The following is a 17,961-nucleotide window of genomic DNA, read 5'->3' on the forward strand; positions in this document are numbered from 1 at the left end:
CGCCGTATCCGGCAGGCTATAATTGGCGGCCGCGACGCGGGCCTATAGCTCAATGGTTAGAGCAGAGGACTCATAATCCTTTGGTTCCAGGTTCGAGTCCTGGTGGGCCCACCACAGAGGTCGGTTGCGCGGATCGTCGGAGTCGAGGTCTTATGGCGACGCACCTGCGCTGAAGGTTTTGCAAGAGCGATCTTCGCCGCTCTGCTTCCGATAGAGTCGGCACATCACGCCAACCGAAAGACCTTCATGTCGTCCGATAAAGCCACCACCTCCAGCCAGATCCTCGACCGCGTTGTCGCGCAGGCGCGCCGCGACGCCGAGCAGCGCGACAAGGGCTATCGCGAGCGGGCGTTGAAGATGTACCCGTGGATCTGCGGGCGCTGCGCGCGCGAGTTCACCCGCGCCAACCTGCGCGAACTTACAGTGCACCACCGCAATCACGACCACGACTTCAATCCACCCGACGGCAGCAACTGGGAGTTGCTGTGCGTGTACTGCCACGACAACGAGCACTCGCGCTACGTGGACTACACCGGCGGCAGCGCGCTGGATGCCGAGGACCGGCCGGCCGCCGCGACGGGGAATCCGTTCGCCAATCTGAAGTCGTTGCTGAAGAAGGACTGAGCGTGGCGGAGGCGGTGGACTTGTCCGCCTCCTGTACCGCTCGGCTGAATCACTCCGACGTCGCTGGCAGGGCGTAGGCGATGACCGAGTCGCCCGTTTTGGTGCCCAGCGAGCCGTGCCCGCCGGCGGCGACCACCACGTACTGGCGACCATCCTCACCGAGGTAGCTCATCGGCGTGGCTTGGCCGCCGGCAGGGAGCCGGCTCTGCCACAACAGCGCGCCGGTGGAGACGTCGTAGGCTCGCATGTAGTAATCCAGCGTGCTGGAAAGGAAGGCGACCCCGCCGGCCGTCATGATCGGACCGCCCAGGTTGGGCACGCCCATGCGGAACGGCAGCGGCAAGGGCGAGCTGTCGCGCACGGTGCCGTTCCGGTGCTGCCAGATGCGCTTGCCCGTGGTCAGGTCGGACACCGCCACGAAGCCCCACGGTGGCGCCTGGCACGGCAGCCCGAGCCTGGACACAAACGGTGCCAGCGATATTGCGAACGGGGCACCGAAGTTTTCGTTGAGCGCGGGCAAGGCCTCGCTGCCCGGCGGGGTTTTGCCGTCATTGACGTACAGCTCGGTGGCGTTTTCGCGCGGTATCAAGCGCGAGACGAACGCCAGCCGGGTGGGCGTGGTGAAGGTGATCTGGCGCTCCGGGTCCACCGCGACGCCGCCCCAGTTGAACACGCCGAAGTTGCCCGGATACACCAGCGTGCCCTGGGTGGATGGCGGGGTGTAGCGGCCTTCGTAGCGCAGCTTGCGCAGATCGATGCGGCAGGCCAGCTGGTCGAACAGCGTCGCGCCCCACATGTCGCGTCCGCGCAGCGGCGGCGGATCGTAGGACAGCGCGGACACCGGCTGGGTGGGCGCGGTGTGGTCGCCGGCGGCGGCGCCTTGCGGCACCGCCGTTTCGGTCACCGGCAGGATGGGCTCGCCGGTCCGCCGGTCGAGCACGAAGACCTCGCCCTGCTTGGTCGGCTGTACCAGGGCAGGAATGCGCTGGCCGCCGACGGTCAGGTCGATCAGGCTCGGCTGCGCGGGCACGTCGTAGTCCCACAGGTCGTGATGCACCGTCTGGAACACCCAGCGCTCGCGGCCGGTGGCCAGGTCGAGCGCCACCACCGCCGACGAGTAGCGCTCCACGTTCGCGCTGCGGTTGCCACCCCACTGGTCGGGCGGCTGGTTGCCCATGGGCACGTACACCATGCCCAGCGCTTCATCCACGCTGGACGGCGCCCAGCTGTTGGGCGAGTTGGGCGTGTAGAGCCCCTCCGCCGCGATCGGCGCGGTCTGCTCCGGCTTGGCCGAGTCCCAGTTCCAGACCAGCGCGCCGGTGTGCACGTCGAACGCGCGGATGACGCCGGACGCTTCGGTGGTGGAAACATTGTCCAGCACCGTTCCAGCCACGATGACCAGCGACGCGGTCACCACCACCGGCGAGGTGGAGTAGTAAGAGCCCGGATTGACGTAGGGCATGTTGGCCCACAGGTCGATCTGCCCGTCGCCGCCACCGAAGTCGGCGCAGACCTTGCCGTCGTCGGGGTTGATCGCGATCAGGCGGCCGTCGGCGGTCGGCATGAACAGACGTGACGGGCATTCGGCCGTGGTCGGCAGGTCGATCGCAGCGATGGGCGCGCCGGAGGCGGTTTGCTGCGCTGAGGGCGTTGTGGTCGAAACCGTCGATGTCGTGGCGTTGATGGTTCCGTCGTCGGCGACGGTTGCCGAGACAGCCGCCGATGCGCTCGCATCGTTGTGATACGACAGGCCGCGGCAGGTCAGATGCTGCAGTGCCAGCTCGCCTTGGATCTTCGGGTCCAGCCGCCAGATCTCCTCGCCGGTGGTGGCGTTCAGCGCGATGATCGACTGGTGTGGCGTGCAGAGAAACAGCCGGTTGCCGATCTTCAACGGCGTGACCTCGAAGGTGGTCTCCTCCGGATCGCCGGGCAGGCCGCGCACATCGCCGGTGTGGTAGGTCCAGGCCAGCTCGAGCTGGCCGGCGTTGGCCGGCGTGATCTGCGTCAGGGGTGAGTAGCGTTGGCCGTAGCCGGTGCGTCCGTACGCGTGCCATTCGCCCGGCGGCACGCCCGACGCATCCGCCCCCGTGCTGCCTGCGGTGATCGGCACGGTGCCCTTGATTGCGTGCGGGTCGCTGAACCACGAAGCGACCGAGACCATCGACACCAGCGCCATCGCGACTGTCAGCGCAAGGCTGCCGCGAGCGGAGATGGCTGGGCGACCAGCGGCATCGTGCCGGGCGCTTCCCGCAGGTTCGCCGGCAGCGTGCAGGCCGCGTCGCAGCCAGGGCGTCAGCAGCCAGATGCCGATCACGAATAACACCCCGAGGCGCGCCGCGAGCGGCCACCAGTCCAGTCCGGCTTCCCACAAAGACCACGCCAGCGAAGCCGCCAGCACCACCGCGTAGATCCAGAGTGCCCATCGGCGGCGGAGCACCAGCCCGACTCCCGATGCTGCCAGTCCCAGCGCTGCCAGGGCGTAGTACCAGGAACCACCCAGCGCGATGAGCTGCGCGCCGCCCACGCCCATCAGCAGGGCCATGACGAGCAGCACCGCACCCGTCAGCGGAGGGGCAATGCTGCGTCGACGGTGGGTCATGTGCAGGGTTTCCTGGCTGGATGCTTGATCTGGATAACGCGCGCGGCGTCGACGCGACGTGGAGGGTGTTGTGCGACCCGCTGCGGCACGGGGACATTCACTCCTCCGTGATCCGCCGCTGCGCACCGTAATGACTCCAGCGCGGCTGGCGTAACTTCGCTACCGCGCCTGACACGACTCTCAACGGAAGACCCCATGGATCTGAAAAGCGGCTACCCGTTCTGGGCGGTCAAGAACGGCCTGATGCATGCGTTCCCGCCGCTGCAGAACGACACCCGTTGCGATGTCGCCATCATCGGCGGTGGCATCAGCGGTGCATTGATTGCCGATACGCTTTCTGCCGCCGGCCACGAGGTGGTCGTGGTGGAGCAGCGCGACATCGGCTGGGGCAGCACTGCGGCGAGCACGGCGTTGCTGCAGTACGAGATCGACACCCACCTGGCCGAGCTGGCAGAGAGCCTCGGCGAGGACAACGCGGTGCTGGCCTACCGCGCGTGCGTGGACGCGATCGGCATGCTGGAGGAGGTGGCGAACGGACTCGGCGACGTCGGGTTCGAGAAGCGCGACAGCCTGTACTACGCGAGCCGCAGGCGCGACAAAGGCCCGCTGCAGGAGGAGTTCGAGCTGCGCCGGAAGCACGGCTTCGACGTGTCGTGGCTGGCGTCGGGTGAGGTCAAGGAACGCTTCGGCATCCCCGCGCCAGCGGCGATCCTCAACCGGCCGGCTGCCAGCGTGGATCCCTACCGGCTGACCTACCGATTGCTGACCCGACTGCAGGAGCGTGGCGTGGGTGTGCACGATCGAACCCGCGTCGCCAGGGTCGTCACGCGACCGCGCTCGGTGGATCTCGAGCTGGAAAATGGCGCACGCCTGATCGCCGGCCACGTGATCGTGGCGGCGGGCTACGAGGGCGAGAACTTCCTGCCCAAGAATGTCGCGAGCAACCGCAGCAGCTACGCATTCGTCACCGACCCGATCAGCCGGGACGACCTGGGCGTGCTCGCGACCACGATGATGTGGGAGACCGCGCGGCCCTACCTCTACCTGCGCACCACCTCGGACAACCGGTTGCTCGTGGGCGGCGAGGACGACCGTCTGGACATCCCCAGGCGCCGCGATGCGATGGTCGACCGCAAGGCGCGCTCACTGGCAAAGAAGGCGCAGAAGCTGTTTCCGCATCTCGACATCACGCCGACATTCTCATGGGCCGGGACGTTCGCCGAGACCAGCGACGGCCTGCCGTATTTCGGGCCGCATCCGGCGACCGGCCCGCGGATGCTGTTCGCCATGGCCTACGGCGGCAACGGCATCACCTACTCGATGCTGGGCGCGGGGCTGTTGCAGGCGATGGTGGAGGGCAAACCGCACCGCCTGGCACCGCTGTTCACCTTCGAGCGTTTGAACACCTGACCGATCGCGCCCGTCCAAAAAACGTCGGCGGCGCAAACGGCTCAGCTGTCCAGCAACGCCCGGATCGCCGCCAAGCCCGCCGCCGCGCGCTCCTGCTTGTGCGCCGCGTCGGCAACCGGGTCGGCGCCGTCGCGCTGGATCTCGGCGATGGGCAACTCATCGAGGAAGCGGCTCGGCTTGAGGCGGATCGTGTCGCCCCACTTCTGCGCCTTCTTCGAGTACGACAGCCACAGCCGTTCCTTGGCCCGGGTGATGCCGACGTAGAGCAGCCGGCGTTCCTCCTCCAGACTGCCTTCATCGAGGGCAGCATCGTGCGGCAGGGTGCCGTCCTCGACGCCGACGATGAACACGTAGCGGAATTCCAGGCCCTTCGCGCCGTGCAGGCTCATCAGGCGCACCTGGTTGCCAGCCTCGCCCTTGTCGGCGTGCGAGAGCAGCGCAAGTTGCGCGGCCAGCTCGCCCGGGCCGGCCCCCTTGCCGCCGTCAAACCAGTCGGCGAGTTCCTCCAGGTTGGCCTTGCGGCGCTGGAAGGACGCCTCGTCCTTGCACTGGGCGCGGATCGCCAGCAGCAGGCCGGACCTCTCCGCCAGCGCGCGCACCAGCTCGGACGGCGGCAGCTTTCGCGCGTCCTCGCGCAGGCCGCGGACGATGCCGACAAAGGTGTTCAGCGCGTTGCCGGCACGCGGCGGCAGCTGCTGCAGCGCGCCGACCGACTCGGCGGCGCGTGACATCGGCATGCCCGCACGCTGGGCCAGTTCGGCCAGTCGCGCCAACGTGGTCGCGCCGACCTCGCGCTTGGGTGAGGTCACCGCACGGAGAAAGGCCGCATCGTCGTCGGGGTTGGCGATCAGGCGCAGCCAGGACATCGCGTCCTTGACCTCGCCGCGCTCCAGGAAGGCCGTGCCGCCGGTCAGGTGGTAGGGCACGCCGACCTGCTGCAGCGCCTTCTCCAGCGCGCGCGACTGGAAATTGCCGCGGAACAGGATGCAGAAATCGCTCCACGGCGCCTGCCGGGCGGTCGCGGTGAACTGGATCTCGGCGGCGACCTTTTCCGCCTCGTGGGCGCTGTCGCGGCATTCCCAGATGCGGATGCGCTCGCCGTCGGCCTGCTCGCTCCACAGCGTCTTGAGGTGGGTGTGCGGGTTGTTGGCGATCAGCGCGTTGGCGGCCCGCAGCACGCGGTTGGAGCAGCGGTAGTTCTGCTCCAGCTTGATCACCCGCAGGCTCGGGTAGTCGGTCTCCAGCGACAGCAGGTTGTCGGGATTCGCGCCGCGCCAGGCGTAGATGGACTGGTCGTCGTCACCCACCACGGTGAACAGCCCGGTCGGCCCGGCCAGCGACTTGAGCAGCCGGTACTGGGCGTCGTTGGTGTCCTGGCACTCGTCCACCAGCAGGTAGCCGATGCGCTCGCGCCAGGCCAGCGCGCACTCCTCGTCGGACTCCAGCAACTGCACCGGCAGGCGGATCAGGTCATCAAAGTCGACCGCATTGAAGGTGGTCAGGCGCGCCTGGTAGAGCGCGTAGACGGTGGCCGCCTCCACTTCGCGCGCGCTGCGGGCCTCGGCCATCGCCTGCTCGGGCGACAAGCCGGCGTTCTTGGCCCGCGAGATCAGGTTGCGCATGCCGTCCAGCACGTCCGGCTTGGTGCCCACGCCCAGCAGGTCCTTGATCTGCGCGCCGCTGTCGTCGCTGTCGAAGATCGAAAAGCCCCGCCGCAGGCCGAGCTTGGCGTGCTCGATCTGCAAAAAACGCAGGCCCAGGGCGTGGAAGGTCGAGATCGTCAGGCCTTCGGCGCCGTCGCCGCGGATGCGCTTGGCGACGCGTTCGCGCATCTCCTTGGCCGACTTGTTGGTGAAGGTGATCGCCGCGATGCGCCGCGCCGGCATGCGGCCGGAGGCGATCAGGTGGGCGATCTTCTCCACGATCACGCGGGTCTTGCCGCTGCCGGCACCGGCGAGCACCAGCAGGGGGCCTTCGACGTGTTCGACGGCGGCGCGTTGGGGAGGGTTGAGGCCGTGCATGGGGACTGCAGTCACGCGATGGAACGGCCGGGCAGTTTACCCCGGCCCCGCCGACGACTACCTTTGTCGGCTCTTTCACCGGCTGTCATGGCTCAAGGATCACGGATGCTCCCTCGGCTGCTGTTGCGCGCACTGCTGGCATCGACACTGTTCGCACTTGCTTTCACCGCCGTTGCGGCGCCGCCGGCGGAGGATCCGGTGGACGATCCGGTGATGCTTTCCGCGGGTTTCCTGGCCGGCCACCCCGACCTGAACTACCGCATCGAGGGCCAGAAGGCGCTCGATGACGGCCGCCTGCAGGACGCGCTGGCGTACTTCCGTCGCGCCAGCCTTTACGCTGACAAGGCGTCCCAGGCGATGGTCGGCGAGATGCTGTGGCAGGGCCGCGGCACCGACGTGGACCGGCCACTGGCCTACGCATGGATGGACCTGGCCGCCGAGCGCGGCTACCGCGGTTTCCTGCGCTTCCGCGAGCAGTACTGGGAGCAGCTGGACGCGGCCGAGCGCGAGCGCGCGGTGGTCGAGGGCCAGGCGGTCTACGCGCGCTACGGCGATGCGGTGGCCCAGCCGCGGATGGCAGCGGTTCTCAGGCGAGCGCGCAGTCGCGTCACCGGCAGCCGCACGGGGTTTGTCGGCTCGCTGAAGATCGTCACCACCGGCCCGGCCGGGGAGTCGATCACCATCGACGGATCCAAGTTCCACGACGAGCGCTACTGGGACCCCAGGCAGTACGCCGCGTGGCAGGACAGCATCTGGATGAACCCGCGCGTGGGCACCGTCAACGTGGGTGAGACCGAGGTCCTGCCCAGACGGGAACCCGGGTCGTGATCGCCTAAAATGCCGGCATGGCGAAGCTCTATTTCTACTATTCGGCGATGAACGCCGGCAAGACCACCAACCTGCTGCAGTCGGCACACAACTACCGCGAGCGCGGGATGCGGGTGTTGATCCTGGCGCCGCAGCTGGACAGCCGCGCCGGCAGCGGCACGGTGGCCTCGCGCATCGGCCTGAGCGCTGCGGCGACCACGTTCACTCCCGAGCAGGACCTGCAGTCGTTGGTCACGGCCGACATCGCCGCACACGGCGAGTTGCACTGCGTGCTGGTGGACGAGGCTCAGTTCCTGCACAAGCCGCAGGTCTGGCAGCTGAGCGAGGTGGTGGACGCCTTCGGTATCCCGGTGCTGTGCTACGGCCTGCGCACGGACTTCCGCGGCGAGCTGTTCGAGGGCAGCCAGTACCTGCTGGCCTGGGCCGATGAGATCAGCGAGATCAAGACGATCTGCCACAGCGGCAGCAAGGCGACGATGACCGTGCGGGTGGATGCGCAGGGCCGCGCGGTGCGCGACGGACCCCAGGTCGAGATCGGCGGCAACGAGCGCTACCTGTCGGTATCGCGCGCCGAGTACAAGAAGGTGGTCCGCGGCGAGGGTTCGATCGACCCGTTGCAGCCCTCGCTGTCCTTGCCGCCGGGCAAGGACTGACACCGAGGGTCCTGCTGCGCGCCCTGCAGGATCGCCGTCAGCCGTTCCAGGCGTTCGTCGGGCACGCTTGGGGACGCAGCGCCGCCGTCGAGCGACGCGACGCGCTGGAAAAGCGGCTCGGACCGCTGGGTGCGCGCGAGGGCGATCCGGCAACGCGACAGTTGCGCACGGAAGGCCGCGGTGGGCAGCGGCAATGCCAGCGGATGCTCGGCGATGCGTGCAAGGGCAGGTTGCATGACTTCGATGCAACCGGAGGGATCGCCGAGCAGTTCGGCCACCCTTCCGCGTTGGGTGATCGCGTCCAGTCCGAGTTGCTCCGGGATCGGGTGCATCGCGCCCAGCAGGAGCGCCTGGCGGTCCAGCAGTTCCTGTGCCTGCAGCGGCTCGTCCAGGCTGACGTGCAGGCCGGCGACTACCCCAAGGACCTCGGCGAGCGCGCCCGGCTGGTCCGCCAGCTCACGTTCGCCCCGCTCCACCGCGGTCGCCAGCAGCGCGCGCATGTCCATTGGCTCACCCTCGCGGGTCCCGCCGGCACTTTCCAGCACGCCGATCATGAACGCCTGGATGGCCTGCGCGCGCGCCGCCTCGGCGACCGCCTGGCGGGATTGCCACAGTCCCATTACCAGCGCGATCACGACGACGGCCGTGGTGAGCGTGCCGGTGGCGAGCTGCCAGCGGTGGCGACCGACGAACTTGCCCATCCGGTAGCGCCAGCTCTGCGCGCGTGCGCGCACCGGCCGACCGCTGGCGTAGCGAAGCAGGTCCTGCGCGAGCGCCTCCACCGACGGGTAGCGCCGCTCGGGCGGTTTGGAAAGCGCCTTCAGGACGATGTTGTCCAGATCCCCCGCGAGGGTCCGTGCGCGCCGGCGCAAGGCATGCGGGTCGTGCGCTTCCCCCCGGGGGGATGCACCACTGGGATGCAGAACCGCCTGCGAGGGCCGCACCGGATCGTGCAGCAGGATCGACTCCTCCCAGGCGGCATCGCTCCCGCGGTTCGGGCGGTAGGGCTTGGCGTCCACGAGCAGTTCGTACAGCACCACGCCGAGTGAATAGACGTCGGTCATCGTGGTGACCGGTTCGCCGCGGATCTGCTCGGGGGCGGCGTAGTGCAGGGTGAACGCGCGGGTACCGGTACGGGTGCGCTCGGGACCGCTGTCGCTGTCGAGCAGCTTGGCGATGCCGAAATCGAGCAGGCGCACATCGCCCGCCGGGGTCACCAGGATATTGGAAGGTTTCAGGTCGCGATGGACGATCAGGTTGGCGTGGGCATGGCTGACCGCGGCGCAGACCTGCTCGAACATCTGCAGTCGCGTCGCCAGTGGCGTGTCGTGCTCGCGGCAGTAATCGGTGATGGGAATGCCGTCGATGTATTCCAGGGCGAGGTAGGGCAGGCCCTCGCTGCTGATGCCGGCGTCCAGCAGGCGGGCGATGTGCGGGTGGGCGAGTCGGGCGAGGATCTGGCGCTCGCGGGTGAAGCGCAGGCGCAAATTGGTGTCCACCAGGCCCGGCCGCAGCAGCTTCAGGCCTACCCGGCGCTGGTAGAGCCCGTCCGCGCGCGAGGCCAGCCAGACCTGTCCCATGCCACCCTCGCCCAGCAGGTGTTCCAGCCGGTAGGGGCCGACCTGGCGGCCGGGCATGACCAGCTGGCTGGGTTTCAGTGCCGGCTCGGAGAGGAAGCTCTCGTCCTCATCCAGCGCGATCAGCGCCGCCAGCTCCTCGGCCAGCTCCGGGTCCTCCGCACGCACCGCGCGCAGGCGCCGCTCGCGATCGACCGCGTCCAGCCCGAACAACTCGTCGAGCAGGGGGGAGATCCGTTGCCAGCGTGCAGGGTCCATGAGGCTTCCCCAATGCGGTCCGGGCGTGTTGCGCGAGCAGTACCCCGGACGTCAGTCTTGTGGTGCGTCGCGCAGCGAAGCCAGCAGGAACACGCGTGCCTTCTGCCAGTCGCGCCGGATGCTGCGCTCGGAGCGGTCCATCACCGCGGAGATTTCCGGTTCCGAGAGCCCGCCGAAGTAACGCAGTTCCACCAGCTGCGCGAGCTTGGGATCGACCTGGGTGAGGCGGGTCAGGGCGATGTCCAACGCCAGCATCTCGTCGTCCAGCCGGATGCCGCCTTCCAGATCCTCAGGCAGGTCGGTGACGCGGTGAAGATCGCCGCCGCGCTTCTGCGCCAGGCGCTGACGCGCGTAGTCCACCACCACCGAGCGCATCGCGGTGGCGGCATACGCGAAGAAGTGTGCGCGGTCGTCGAACTGCGCTTCGCGCTTGCCCCACAGCTTCAGATAGGCCTCGTGCACGAGCGCGGTCGCGTCGAGGGTCTGGCCGCGCTGCTCGGCCAACTGGCGCCGGGCCATGCCGTGCAGCTCGTGATAAAGGGCCGAGAGCACTTCATCGAGTGCGCCGCGGCCCCCGCCACGGGCTTCCTGCAGGAGCTGGGTAATATCGCCGCTGTCGGCCATGTCCACGTCCCTTCCTTGTAACGCCCAATATAGCGCTTTGTGATGGATGTCACGAAAGGGTGGGGGAAACCCCTACAAGCAGCGCCGCGTCAGCGCTGGCAGTGGCTGCACCAGACACTGGTTCTTTGTCCGATCGCCGCCTGCCTGAGTGGCCTGCCGCAGTTTCGGCAGGGCTTGCCACCGCGGCCGTAGACGGCCAGTTGTTGCACGAAATACCCGCTGTTTCCGTCCGGGCTGACATAGTCGCGCAGCGTCGTTCCGCCCTGCGTGATCGCCGATTCCAGTACCCGGCGGATTTCCGTCACCAGCAGGCGGTAGCGCTCCCTGGAAATCCGCTCGGCGGACCGCAGCGGCGATATCCCGGCCGCGAACAGGGCCTCGGCGGCGTAGATGTTGCCGACTCCGACCACCACGGACTGGTCCATCAGGAAAGCTTTCACGGGTGCGCGGCGTCCGCGGCTCAGCGCATACAGGTAGTCCCCGGTGAACGCATCCGACAGCGGCTCCGGGCCGAGCGCCGCCAACAAGGGATGGACGCTGCCGGGCGCCTGCCAGAGCACGCTGCCAAAACGACGCGGATCGTGCATCCGCAGCACGCGTTCGTTGTCCAGGAGCAGGTCGACGTGGTCGTGCGGGCGTGCCGGTACGTGCGCCGGGATGACCCGCAGACTGCCCGACATCCCCAGATGCAGCAGCGCGCTGCCCACGCTCGTGTCCAGCAACAGGTATTTGGCACGCCGGCGCACCTCCAGGATGCGCCGGCCCGGCAGCAGGCTGGTGATCTCCGGTGCGATCGGCCAACGCAGGTCGGTTCGGCGCAGGGTTGCGGCAGTGACCGTCCGTCCGGTCAGGTGCGGCGCGAGGGCAGCGCGGGTGGTCTCGACTTCGGGTAGCTCTGGCATGCGCACAGTCTACGGCGCAGCGACCCATGCGCAGTCCAAACCGTCGCGGCGCTGAACGGTTCACGTCGCCGCCTTGCCTGCGCGCTCCGCGCCCGCATTCACATGAATGGTGTCAATGCACAGTTGTGCATTGGCATGTCATTATCGTTGATTCCGCTGGGGCTCTGCCTCGCCGGATGATCCGGGCAAGCGCCCGGTGCCCTCTCCCGGAGTCATGAAATGCCCGCTTCCCTGCTCGACTTTTTCGCCGGTGGCCTGCTGCAGCCCAGTTGGGGCGCGCTCGCCGTCTACCTGTTGGTCGCCACCCAGCTGACCATCTTTGCCGTCACCCTCTACCTGCACCGCTCGATGACCCATCGCGGTGTCGAATTCCACCCGGCGATCAACCACTTCTTCCGTTTCTGGACCTGGTTGACCACGTCGATGATCACCCGCGAGTGGGTGGCGATCCATCGCAAGCACCACGCCACCTGCGAGACCGAGGAAGATCCGCACAGCCCGCTGACCAAGGGCATCGGCAACGTGTTCTGGCGCGGCGTGGAGCTCTACCGCGAGGCCCGCAGCGACCGTGCGTCCATCGAAAAATACGGCAAGGGCTGCCCGGACGACTGGATCGAGCGCCACCTGTATACTCCGCACGCGACTCTCGGCCCGACCCTGCTGCTGTTCATCAACTTCGGGTTGTTCGGGTTTGCCGGCGTGGCGGTCTGGGCGATCCAGATGCTGTGGATCCCGTTCTGGGCCGCGGGCGTGGTCAACGGCATCGGACACTGGTGGGGCTACCGTAACTTCGAGACCACCGACAAGGCGACCAACATCACCCCTTGGGCGTTCTGGATCGGCGGTGAGGAGCTGCACAACAACCACCACGCGTTCCCGAGCTCGGCCAAGTTTGCGCTGCGCAAGTTCGAGTTCGACATCGGCTGGACGGTGATCCGGGCGCTGCAGAGCGTCGGCCTGGCCAAGGTGCTGCGGGTCGCGCCGACGCTGGACGTGCGGCCGAACATCAGCATGCCGGACCGGGAAACACTCAAGGCCCTGCTGGCGATCCGCTTCCAGGCGATGACCGACTACTACCGCAAGGTCACCCTGCCGACCCTGCGCGCCAATGACGAGAAGCTGCCGCGCAAGCTGCGCAAGGGGCTGGCCGATGGCGGTCGCTGGCTGGATGACGAGAAACGCGCCCGCCTGCAGGCCTGGCTGGCGGACCGTCCGCACATGGCGACGCTGGCCGAGTATCGCCAGCGCCTGCAGCAGGTCCTGGACGAGCGCTCGCACGATGCGCAGGTCACGCTGCAGAAACTGCACGACTGGTGCGTGGAGGCCGAGGCCACCGGCAACCAGGCGCTGCAGCAGTTCTCTGCGCGCCTGAAGGGCTACACCCTGGTGCCGGCGCAGGCGTGAGCGTCGCGGGCCGTCACCGGCGGCGCGCTTTGGCGGTCCCGTTGCTGGCGACGGGACTGGCCGCGATGGCGTGGCTATCGAGCCCGGCGTCCGCGCAAGCCAGGGTCGAGACCACCGGCGACTACCTGCAACGCATGGACGCCAACGGTGACGGCCGGGTCTCGCTGGAGGAGTACCTGGCCTGGATGAGCTATGCGTTCGATGCGATGGATGCCAATGGCGATGGCGTCCTGGATCCGGCCGAGCAGCCCGGCGGCAAGGGGACGCCGATCACGCGCAGCCAGCACATCGCCCGCCTGACCGCGCGATTCCAGCGCCAGGACGTCAACCACGACGGGTTCCTCAGCGCGACCGAGCTTGCTGCGCCGCCGCAGTAGCCAGCCTGGCGGTCCGCCGGGGGCCGCCTACTACCAAAGTCGTCTGTCCGCCCCCGTGGGCACCTCCTACATTTTGATGGCAACCGTCCCGACCGGCCTCGCAGCGTCCAATCGCACGGGTCGATCCGGGGCGCGGCCATTCACTTGGGAGGACGTGCGATGCAGGCGAACAACGTGGTCGAACGGGTGCTCGCTCACCCCAAGTTCCAGGAACTGACGCGCAGGCGCGGCCGCACCAGCCTCTGGTTTTTCCTGCTCATGCTGGTGGTGTATGCCGGCTTCATCCTGACCCTGGCCTATTGGCCGGAAGTGTTCGCCCGGCCCATCGGACCGGGCTACACCATGAGCGTGGGGGTGTTGACGGCGATCATTGTTGCGGTCAGCGCGGTGGTGATGATTTCCGCTTTCGTGCACCTGTCCAACAAGTACTACGACCCGTTGATCGACGCCATCGTGAGGGACGTGAAATGAGGGCCGCCATGGCAGTCCTCGCGGCGGCCCTCGCTGCCCTGCTTCCCCTGCCGGCTTTCGCTGCCACCAAGGGGCAGGCCAACACCTCGGCGATCGTCATGTTCCTGGTGTTCATCGTCGGCACGATGTTCATTACCTGGTGGGCGGCCAAGCGCACCAAGACCACGTCGGATTTCTATACCGCCGGCGGCGGCATCACCGGCTTCCAGAACGGCCTGGCGATCGCCGGCGATTACCTGTCGGCGGCGTCGTTCCTGGGCATCGCCGGCATGGTCTACGTCAGCGGCTTTGACGGCATGATCTACGCGATCGGCTTCCTGTTCGGCTGGCCGGTGGTGATGTTCCTGATCGCCGAGCGGCTGCGCAACCTGGGTCGCTACAACTTCGCCGACGTGACCTCCTACCGGCTGTCGGAAACGCCGCTGCGCGTGCTGGCGGCGAGCGCCTCCTTGCTGGTGATCGCGCTGTACCTGATCGCGCAGATGGTCGGCGCCGGCAAACTCATCGTGCTGCTGTTCGGCATCCGCTACGAGCTGGCGGTGTCCATCGTCGGCGTGCTGATGATCATGTACGTGGCGTTCGGCGGCATGACCGCGACCACCTGGGTGCAGATCATCAAGGCGGTGCTGATGCTGATCGGCGCGACGCTGATGGCGTTCCTGGTGCTGAAGGCCTTCAGCTTCAATCCCGACGCGATGCTGGCCGAGGCGGTGCGCATCCACCCCAACGGGCTCGCGATCATGGCCCCGGGCTCACAGGTCAGTGCCAACCCGCTCAACGCGCTCTCGCTCGGACTCGCGCTGGCCTTCGGCACCGCGGGGCTGCCGCACATCCTGATGCGCTTCTTCACCGTGCCCAACGCCAAGGAAGCGCGCCGCTCGGTGATCTACGCGAGCTCGTTCATCGGCTACTTTTACCTGCTGACCTTCATCATCGGTTTCGGCGGCATCGCCCTGCTGTACCAGCACCCGGAGTACTTCACCGCCAATCCCGACGGCAGCATCGACATCATCAACGGGCTGGTCGGCGGGACCAACATGGTGGCGGTGCACCTGGCCAACGCGGTCGGAGGCAGCCTGTTGCTGGGCTTCCTGGCGGCGGTAACCTTCGCCACCATCGTGGCGGTGGTGGCCGGGCTGACCCTGGCCGGTGCGGCGGCGATCTCGCATGACCTGTACGCCAACGTGTTTGCCCGCGGCCGGGCGACGGAGAAGCAGCAGATGAAGATCTCGCGCATCTCCACGGTGACCCTGGGCGTGATCGCGATCCTGCTGGGCATCGTGTTCGAGAACCAGAACGTCGCCTTCATGGTCGGCCTGGCCTTCGCGATCGCCGCCAGTGCCAACTTCCCGGTGCTGGTGCTGTCGATCGCCTGGCGCGGCTGCACAACGATGGGCGCGACGATCGGTGGATTCATCGGCCTGGTGGTGGCGACGGCGTGGGTGACCCTGAGCAAGACCGTGTGGGTGGACGTGTTCCACTTCGCCGAGCCGATCGTGCCGTTTCCGAATCCGGGCATCCTGTCGATCCCGCTGGCGTTCATCGCGATCTGGCTGTTCTCGGTGCTGGACCGCAGCCCGCGGGCGGATCGCGAACGCGCCGCCTTCGATGCGCTGCGCGTGCGCAGCGAGACCGGTATCGGTGCCTCGTCGGCAAGCGACCATTGACGCGGGGAGCTACCCTCGGTCTACAGACAAAGGAGCGATGACGCCATGTACAAGCACATAGTGATTGCGACCGACGGCTCGGAGCTGGCGGGCAAGGGACTGGAGCAGGGACTGGAGCTGGCGGCAGCGGTGGGCGCGCAGGTGACCATCGTCACGGCGTCCGAGCGCTGGACACCGGCGGACGCGGGGGTGGTGTGGGGCGGCTCGGCGAGCATGCTGGAGGAATACCGGACCCACGTCACCGACCAGGCCAACGAGGTGCTGGCCGCCGCGGGCGCGCGAGCCGATCAGCTCGGCGTACGCCACGAGTCGGTCTACGTCGCCGAGCGCTACCCGGCCGACGCGATCCTGGAAACCGCCGCGGGGCGCGGGGCGGACCTGATCGTCATGGCGAGCCACGGCCGCCGCGGCCTGAACCGGCTGCTGATCGGCAGCCAGACCAACGCAGTGATCGCGCACAGCACCATTCCGGTGTTGGTGGTGCGCTGAGGGTCTCGATTTGTTCGATGCGAGCTGGTGGGCCCCGCCGCGGCCGGGAGGTCTTCGCTGCTCATGTCCCCCGGCCTCCGCCTGCCGGCGAAGGCCTCCTCCCTTTACTTCGCTGCGAAGACCTCCCGACCACGACGAGCGTGTGGGGCCCCGTCGTCCCGCCCGCCGCGGCCGGCAGGTCTTCGCCGCTCATGTCCCCCGGCCTCCGCCTGCCGGCGAAGGCCTCCTCCTTTACTTCGCTACGAAGACCTCCCGGCCACGACGGGGCTCGGTGGGCCGGGTGGGGCGTCTATCCGCTGAAAGTCGGGCTTTCACAAGGGGCCCCCGCGTACCCCCGCAAGACGGGTGGGCTTGCCGTTGAGGGCGAAATAAAGGAGGAGGCGACGGCCGAAGGCTGTCGCCGGGGGACATTCGCCCTCAACGGCAGGCCCACCCGTCCCCGGCATCGCCGCAGTCCGTCGCGACGTTCCGGCTCACTGAAAAACCAGAGCACCAAAAACCGGACCCACGCGTGTGGGCCCGGGGCCGCTCGTGTACTCCAGCAGCTCAGCCGGCAGATTCAGAAGGTGTAGCGGGCCAGAGTGTGCAGGCGCACCAGCTCGCCGTCCGTACCGGATTCCAGCGTGCGCTCCCCCCAGATCGCCTCGATGCCCAGATCGAGCTTGGGCACCGGCGACCAGATCAGGTTGGCGTGCGCCGAATGCACCCGCCGGGTGACCCCCAGGCCGGTCAGGTCGGTCCGGTTGTCCCACTGCGAGCGCGCGTAGTAGAGGTTGCCGCGAAGCTGCGGGCTGAACGCATGGCGCAGACCGGCGTACGCGGCCCAGCCGCCGAGCGCGTCGAGGTTGCCGCTGGCGTCGACCATCGCATCCTGCTGCACGGTGGCCAGGCCGATGTAACGCCCGAAACCTTCGCCGCCGGTCGCCTGGTAACGCAAGTCGGTGCTGTCGCCGAGCTTGACCAGCCCGCTGACGGAGGCGGCGAAGCCGGTGGTGCTCTCGGCGCTGCCGGCGACGGGCTCGTGCTTGAGCTGCCGCGCCATGCCGGCCACGCTGAAGTGGCCCCAGTCGCCCTTGCCGGTGTAGCGGGCGATCAGGTCGGGCACGCTGTTGTCGCCGCTGATCACGCGCGGACCGCCGCCAAAGGGCTGCACCGTGGTTTCCGGGTTTTCCAGCGACACGCTGAAGGGACCGCTGGTGTAGCGGATCTGCGGCTGGCGCACGAACACCACCGCATCGGTGGGGCCGACGAAGTCGACCGAGTCGAGCAGGGCCGCGGTGTCCATGAAGTTGGACCAGGTCTGGCCGACCAGCAGCCGGTTCCAGGTCAGGTAGGCATGGCGGATGGTCGCGCCATAGGTGTTGGTCGCCGCCGTGTTGCCCAGCGAGCCGCCGAAGAAGTCCAGCTCGAAACGCGCGCCCAACGTGTCGCCCGAATCCAGCTCGGTGCTGGCGTCGAACCACAGGCGCGAGAATTTGACGTGGCTGTCGAGGTAGGCGTCGCCGCCATCGCCGCCGACCGGGATCGCGCCAGGCACGTAGAAATCGCGTCCGGCGGTGCTCTTGGCGATCTCGCCGTCGCTGGTGCTGGTCGACATCGCGTCGACGCGGATCATGCCGCCGACGGTGAAGCGGGTGCCGGGGTTGGCCTGCGGGGTGATCGTGGTGGTCTGGATAGCGGCGGTCTGGGCGGGTCTGGCCGGCGGCGCGGTGGCGACCGGTTGGGTTGCCGGTACCGGCGTCGTTCGGAGCCCGGTGGCGCCGGTATCGGCGAGTGGCTGCTGCGCCAGCATCTGCTCGACCAGCCGCTCCAGCTCGGCCACGCGGGCCTCCAGTGCCTGCTCGCGGTCGGTCTGCGCCAGCGCCACGCCGGGAGCAAGCAGAGCAAGCAGCATCGCGGCGGCCAGCGGCCGGCGACCCCATTGCGTCGATGCGCCGGTGGTGCCGGCGCGGTTGGATCGGGGCATGTTTCCCTCCACGGCTTCCGCCAGGTGACGGGTTGCCGACGGGCTGCCGGCCACCTGTTTTGGAGGGTATGCGTAAAACGTGCGCATTCAC

General features: G+C 68.1%; 15 protein-coding genes and 1 tRNA gene. 10 read left to right on the forward strand and 6 right to left on the reverse strand.

The features are described from left to right. Positions 1 to 38: 38 nt before the first annotated feature. Together INQ42_RS01135 and INQ42_RS01140 are read left to right on the forward strand one after the other, a co-directional pair. Positions 39 to 114, forward strand: a tRNA-Ile gene (locus INQ42_RS01135). Between the two features lie 132 nt (positions 115 to 246). Further along, positions 247 to 624, forward strand: a complete 378-nt coding sequence (locus INQ42_RS01140) for a YajD family HNH nuclease (RefSeq protein ID WP_194034794.1) — start codon at positions 247 to 249, stop codon at positions 622 to 624. A gap of 49 nt (positions 625 to 673) precedes the next feature. Here the strand turns inward: INQ42_RS01140 and INQ42_RS01145 are convergent, their stop codons facing one another. After that, positions 674 to 3,223 carry a glucose/quinate/shikimate family membrane-bound PQQ-dependent dehydrogenase gene (locus INQ42_RS01145; RefSeq protein WP_194034795.1) on the reverse strand — a complete coding sequence of 850 codons (2,550 nt, stop codon included), beginning with the start codon at positions 3,221 to 3,223 and terminating at the stop codon, positions 674 to 676. Positions 3,224 to 3,418: 195 nt separating this feature from the next. Here INQ42_RS01145 and INQ42_RS01150 point away from each other — a divergent pair, with 195 nt between their 5' ends. Continuing rightward, on the forward strand, positions 3,419 to 4,633 hold the full coding sequence (locus INQ42_RS01150) for an NAD(P)/FAD-dependent oxidoreductase (protein ID WP_194034796.1): 1,215 nt from the start codon (positions 3,419 to 3,421) through the stop codon (positions 4,631 to 4,633). 41 nt (positions 4,634 to 4,674) lie between these two features. On the opposite strand, the gene INQ42_RS01155 is transcribed toward INQ42_RS01150, so the two are convergent. Continuing rightward, positions 4,675 to 6,654, reverse strand: a complete 1,980-nt coding sequence (locus tag INQ42_RS01155; protein ID WP_194035686.1) for a UvrD-helicase domain-containing protein — start codon at positions 6,652 to 6,654, stop codon at positions 4,675 to 4,677. 105 nt (positions 6,655 to 6,759) lie between these two features. On the opposite strand from INQ42_RS01155, the gene INQ42_RS01160 reads away from it, so the two are divergent. Together INQ42_RS01160 and INQ42_RS01165 are read left to right on the forward strand one after the other, a co-directional pair. Then, on the forward strand, positions 6,760 to 7,482 hold the full coding sequence (locus tag INQ42_RS01160) for a sel1 repeat family protein (protein ID WP_194034797.1): 723 nt from the start codon (positions 6,760 to 6,762) through the stop codon (positions 7,480 to 7,482). Between the two features lie 17 nt (positions 7,483 to 7,499). After that, on the forward strand, positions 7,500 to 8,135 hold the full coding sequence (locus tag INQ42_RS01165) for a thymidine kinase (protein ID WP_194034798.1): 636 nt from the start codon (positions 7,500 to 7,502) through the stop codon (positions 8,133 to 8,135). Here INQ42_RS01165 and INQ42_RS01170 read toward each other — a convergent pair. From INQ42_RS01170 to mutM, 3 genes are all read right to left on the reverse strand, one after another. Then, the gene (locus INQ42_RS01170) at positions 8,033 to 9,970 is read right to left on the reverse strand and encodes a serine/threonine-protein kinase (RefSeq protein ID WP_194034799.1); all 1,938 of its coding nucleotides are present in this window, start codon (positions 9,968 to 9,970) and stop codon (positions 8,033 to 8,035) included. The two genes, INQ42_RS01165 and INQ42_RS01170, sit on opposite strands and share 103 nt — an antisense overlap. Positions 9,971 to 10,021: 51 nt before the next feature. Beyond that, a complete protein-coding gene (locus tag INQ42_RS01175; RefSeq protein WP_043958322.1) occupies positions 10,022 to 10,594 on the reverse strand; it encodes an ECF-type sigma factor in 573 nt (190 codons plus the stop codon). 89 nt (positions 10,595 to 10,683) lie between these two features. Then, a complete protein-coding gene (gene mutM, locus INQ42_RS01180) occupies positions 10,684 to 11,496 on the reverse strand; it encodes a bifunctional DNA-formamidopyrimidine glycosylase/DNA-(apurinic or apyrimidinic site) lyase (RefSeq protein ID WP_194034800.1) in 813 nt (270 codons plus the stop codon). Positions 11,497 to 11,715: 219 nt separating this feature from the next. On the opposite strand from mutM, the gene INQ42_RS01185 reads away from it, so the two are divergent. The 5 genes from INQ42_RS01185 to INQ42_RS01205 all read left to right on the forward strand — a co-directional run bounded on the left by INQ42_RS01185 (position 11,716) and on the right by INQ42_RS01205 (position 15,904). Then, a complete protein-coding gene (locus INQ42_RS01185) occupies positions 11,716 to 12,900 on the forward strand; it encodes a DesA family fatty acid desaturase (RefSeq protein WP_194034801.1) in 1,185 nt (394 codons plus the stop codon). A gap of 65 nt (positions 12,901 to 12,965) precedes the next feature. After that, the gene (locus INQ42_RS01190) at positions 12,966 to 13,277 is read left to right on the forward strand and encodes an EF-hand domain-containing protein (RefSeq protein ID WP_194035687.1); all 312 of its coding nucleotides are present in this window, start codon (positions 12,966 to 12,968) and stop codon (positions 13,275 to 13,277) included. A 159-nt stretch (positions 13,278 to 13,436) separates the two neighbouring features. Beyond that, on the forward strand, positions 13,437 to 13,748 hold the full coding sequence (locus tag INQ42_RS01195) for a DUF485 domain-containing protein (RefSeq protein WP_194034802.1): 312 nt from the start codon (positions 13,437 to 13,439) through the stop codon (positions 13,746 to 13,748). 8 nt (positions 13,749 to 13,756) lie between these two features. After that, entirely contained in the window at positions 13,757 to 15,415 is a 1,659-nt protein-coding gene (locus INQ42_RS01200; RefSeq protein ID WP_194034803.1) for a cation acetate symporter, read from the forward strand. 45 nt (positions 15,416 to 15,460) lie between these two features. Continuing rightward, the gene (locus INQ42_RS01205; protein ID WP_194034804.1) at positions 15,461 to 15,904 is read left to right on the forward strand and encodes a universal stress protein; all 444 of its coding nucleotides are present in this window, start codon (positions 15,461 to 15,463) and stop codon (positions 15,902 to 15,904) included. Positions 15,905 to 16,463: 559 nt separating this feature from the next. Here the strand turns inward: INQ42_RS01205 and INQ42_RS01210 are convergent. Continuing rightward, the gene (locus tag INQ42_RS01210) at positions 16,464 to 17,870 is read right to left on the reverse strand and encodes a DcaP family trimeric outer membrane transporter (protein WP_228064403.1); all 1,407 of its coding nucleotides are present in this window, start codon (positions 17,868 to 17,870) and stop codon (positions 16,464 to 16,466) included. Between the last annotated feature and the right edge of the window lie 91 nt (positions 17,871 to 17,961).

The sequence above is a fragment of the Lysobacter avium genome, from assembly GCF_015209745.1.
GTDB classification, from domain to species: domain Bacteria; phylum Pseudomonadota; class Gammaproteobacteria; order Xanthomonadales; family Xanthomonadaceae; genus Novilysobacter; species Novilysobacter avium.

Coding starts and splice junctions, on each gene's coding strand:
- INQ42_RS01200 (WP_194034803.1), top strand. CDS start 13,757: ATGGCAGTCCTCGCGGCGGCCCTCGCTGCCCTGCTTCCCCTGCCGGCT.
- INQ42_RS01195 (WP_194034802.1), top strand. CDS start 13,437: ATGCAGGCGAACAACGTGGTCGAACGGGTGCTCGCTCACCCCAAGTTC.
- mutM (WP_194034800.1), bottom strand. CDS start 11,496: ATGCCAGAGCTACCCGAAGTCGAGACCACCCGCGCTGCCCTCGCGCCG.
- INQ42_RS01205 (WP_194034804.1), top strand. CDS start 15,461: ATGTACAAGCACATAGTGATTGCGACCGACGGCTCGGAGCTGGCGGGC.
- INQ42_RS01165 (WP_194034798.1), top strand. CDS start 7,500: ATGGCGAAGCTCTATTTCTACTATTCGGCGATGAACGCCGGCAAGACC.
- INQ42_RS01190 (WP_194035687.1), top strand. CDS start 12,966: ATGGCGTGGCTATCGAGCCCGGCGTCCGCGCAAGCCAGGGTCGAGACC.
- INQ42_RS01155 (WP_194035686.1), bottom strand. CDS start 6,654: ATGCACGGCCTCAACCCTCCCCAACGCGCCGCCGTCGAACACGTCGAA.
- INQ42_RS01145 (WP_194034795.1), bottom strand. CDS start 3,223: ATGACCCACCGTCGACGCAGCATTGCCCCTCCGCTGACGGGTGCGGTG.
- INQ42_RS01210 (WP_228064403.1), bottom strand. CDS start 17,870: ATGCCCCGATCCAACCGCGCCGGCACCACCGGCGCATCGACGCAATGG.
- INQ42_RS01175 (WP_043958322.1), bottom strand. CDS start 10,594: ATGGCCGACAGCGGCGATATTACCCAGCTCCTGCAGGAAGCCCGTGGC.
- INQ42_RS01150 (WP_194034796.1), top strand. CDS start 3,419: ATGGATCTGAAAAGCGGCTACCCGTTCTGGGCGGTCAAGAACGGCCTG.
- INQ42_RS01170 (WP_194034799.1), bottom strand. CDS start 9,970: ATGGACCCTGCACGCTGGCAACGGATCTCCCCCCTGCTCGACGAGTTG.
- INQ42_RS01140 (WP_194034794.1), top strand. CDS start 247: ATGTCGTCCGATAAAGCCACCACCTCCAGCCAGATCCTCGACCGCGTT.
- INQ42_RS01185 (WP_194034801.1), top strand. CDS start 11,716: ATGCCCGCTTCCCTGCTCGACTTTTTCGCCGGTGGCCTGCTGCAGCCC.
- INQ42_RS01160 (WP_194034797.1), top strand. CDS start 6,760: ATGCTCCCTCGGCTGCTGTTGCGCGCACTGCTGGCATCGACACTGTTC.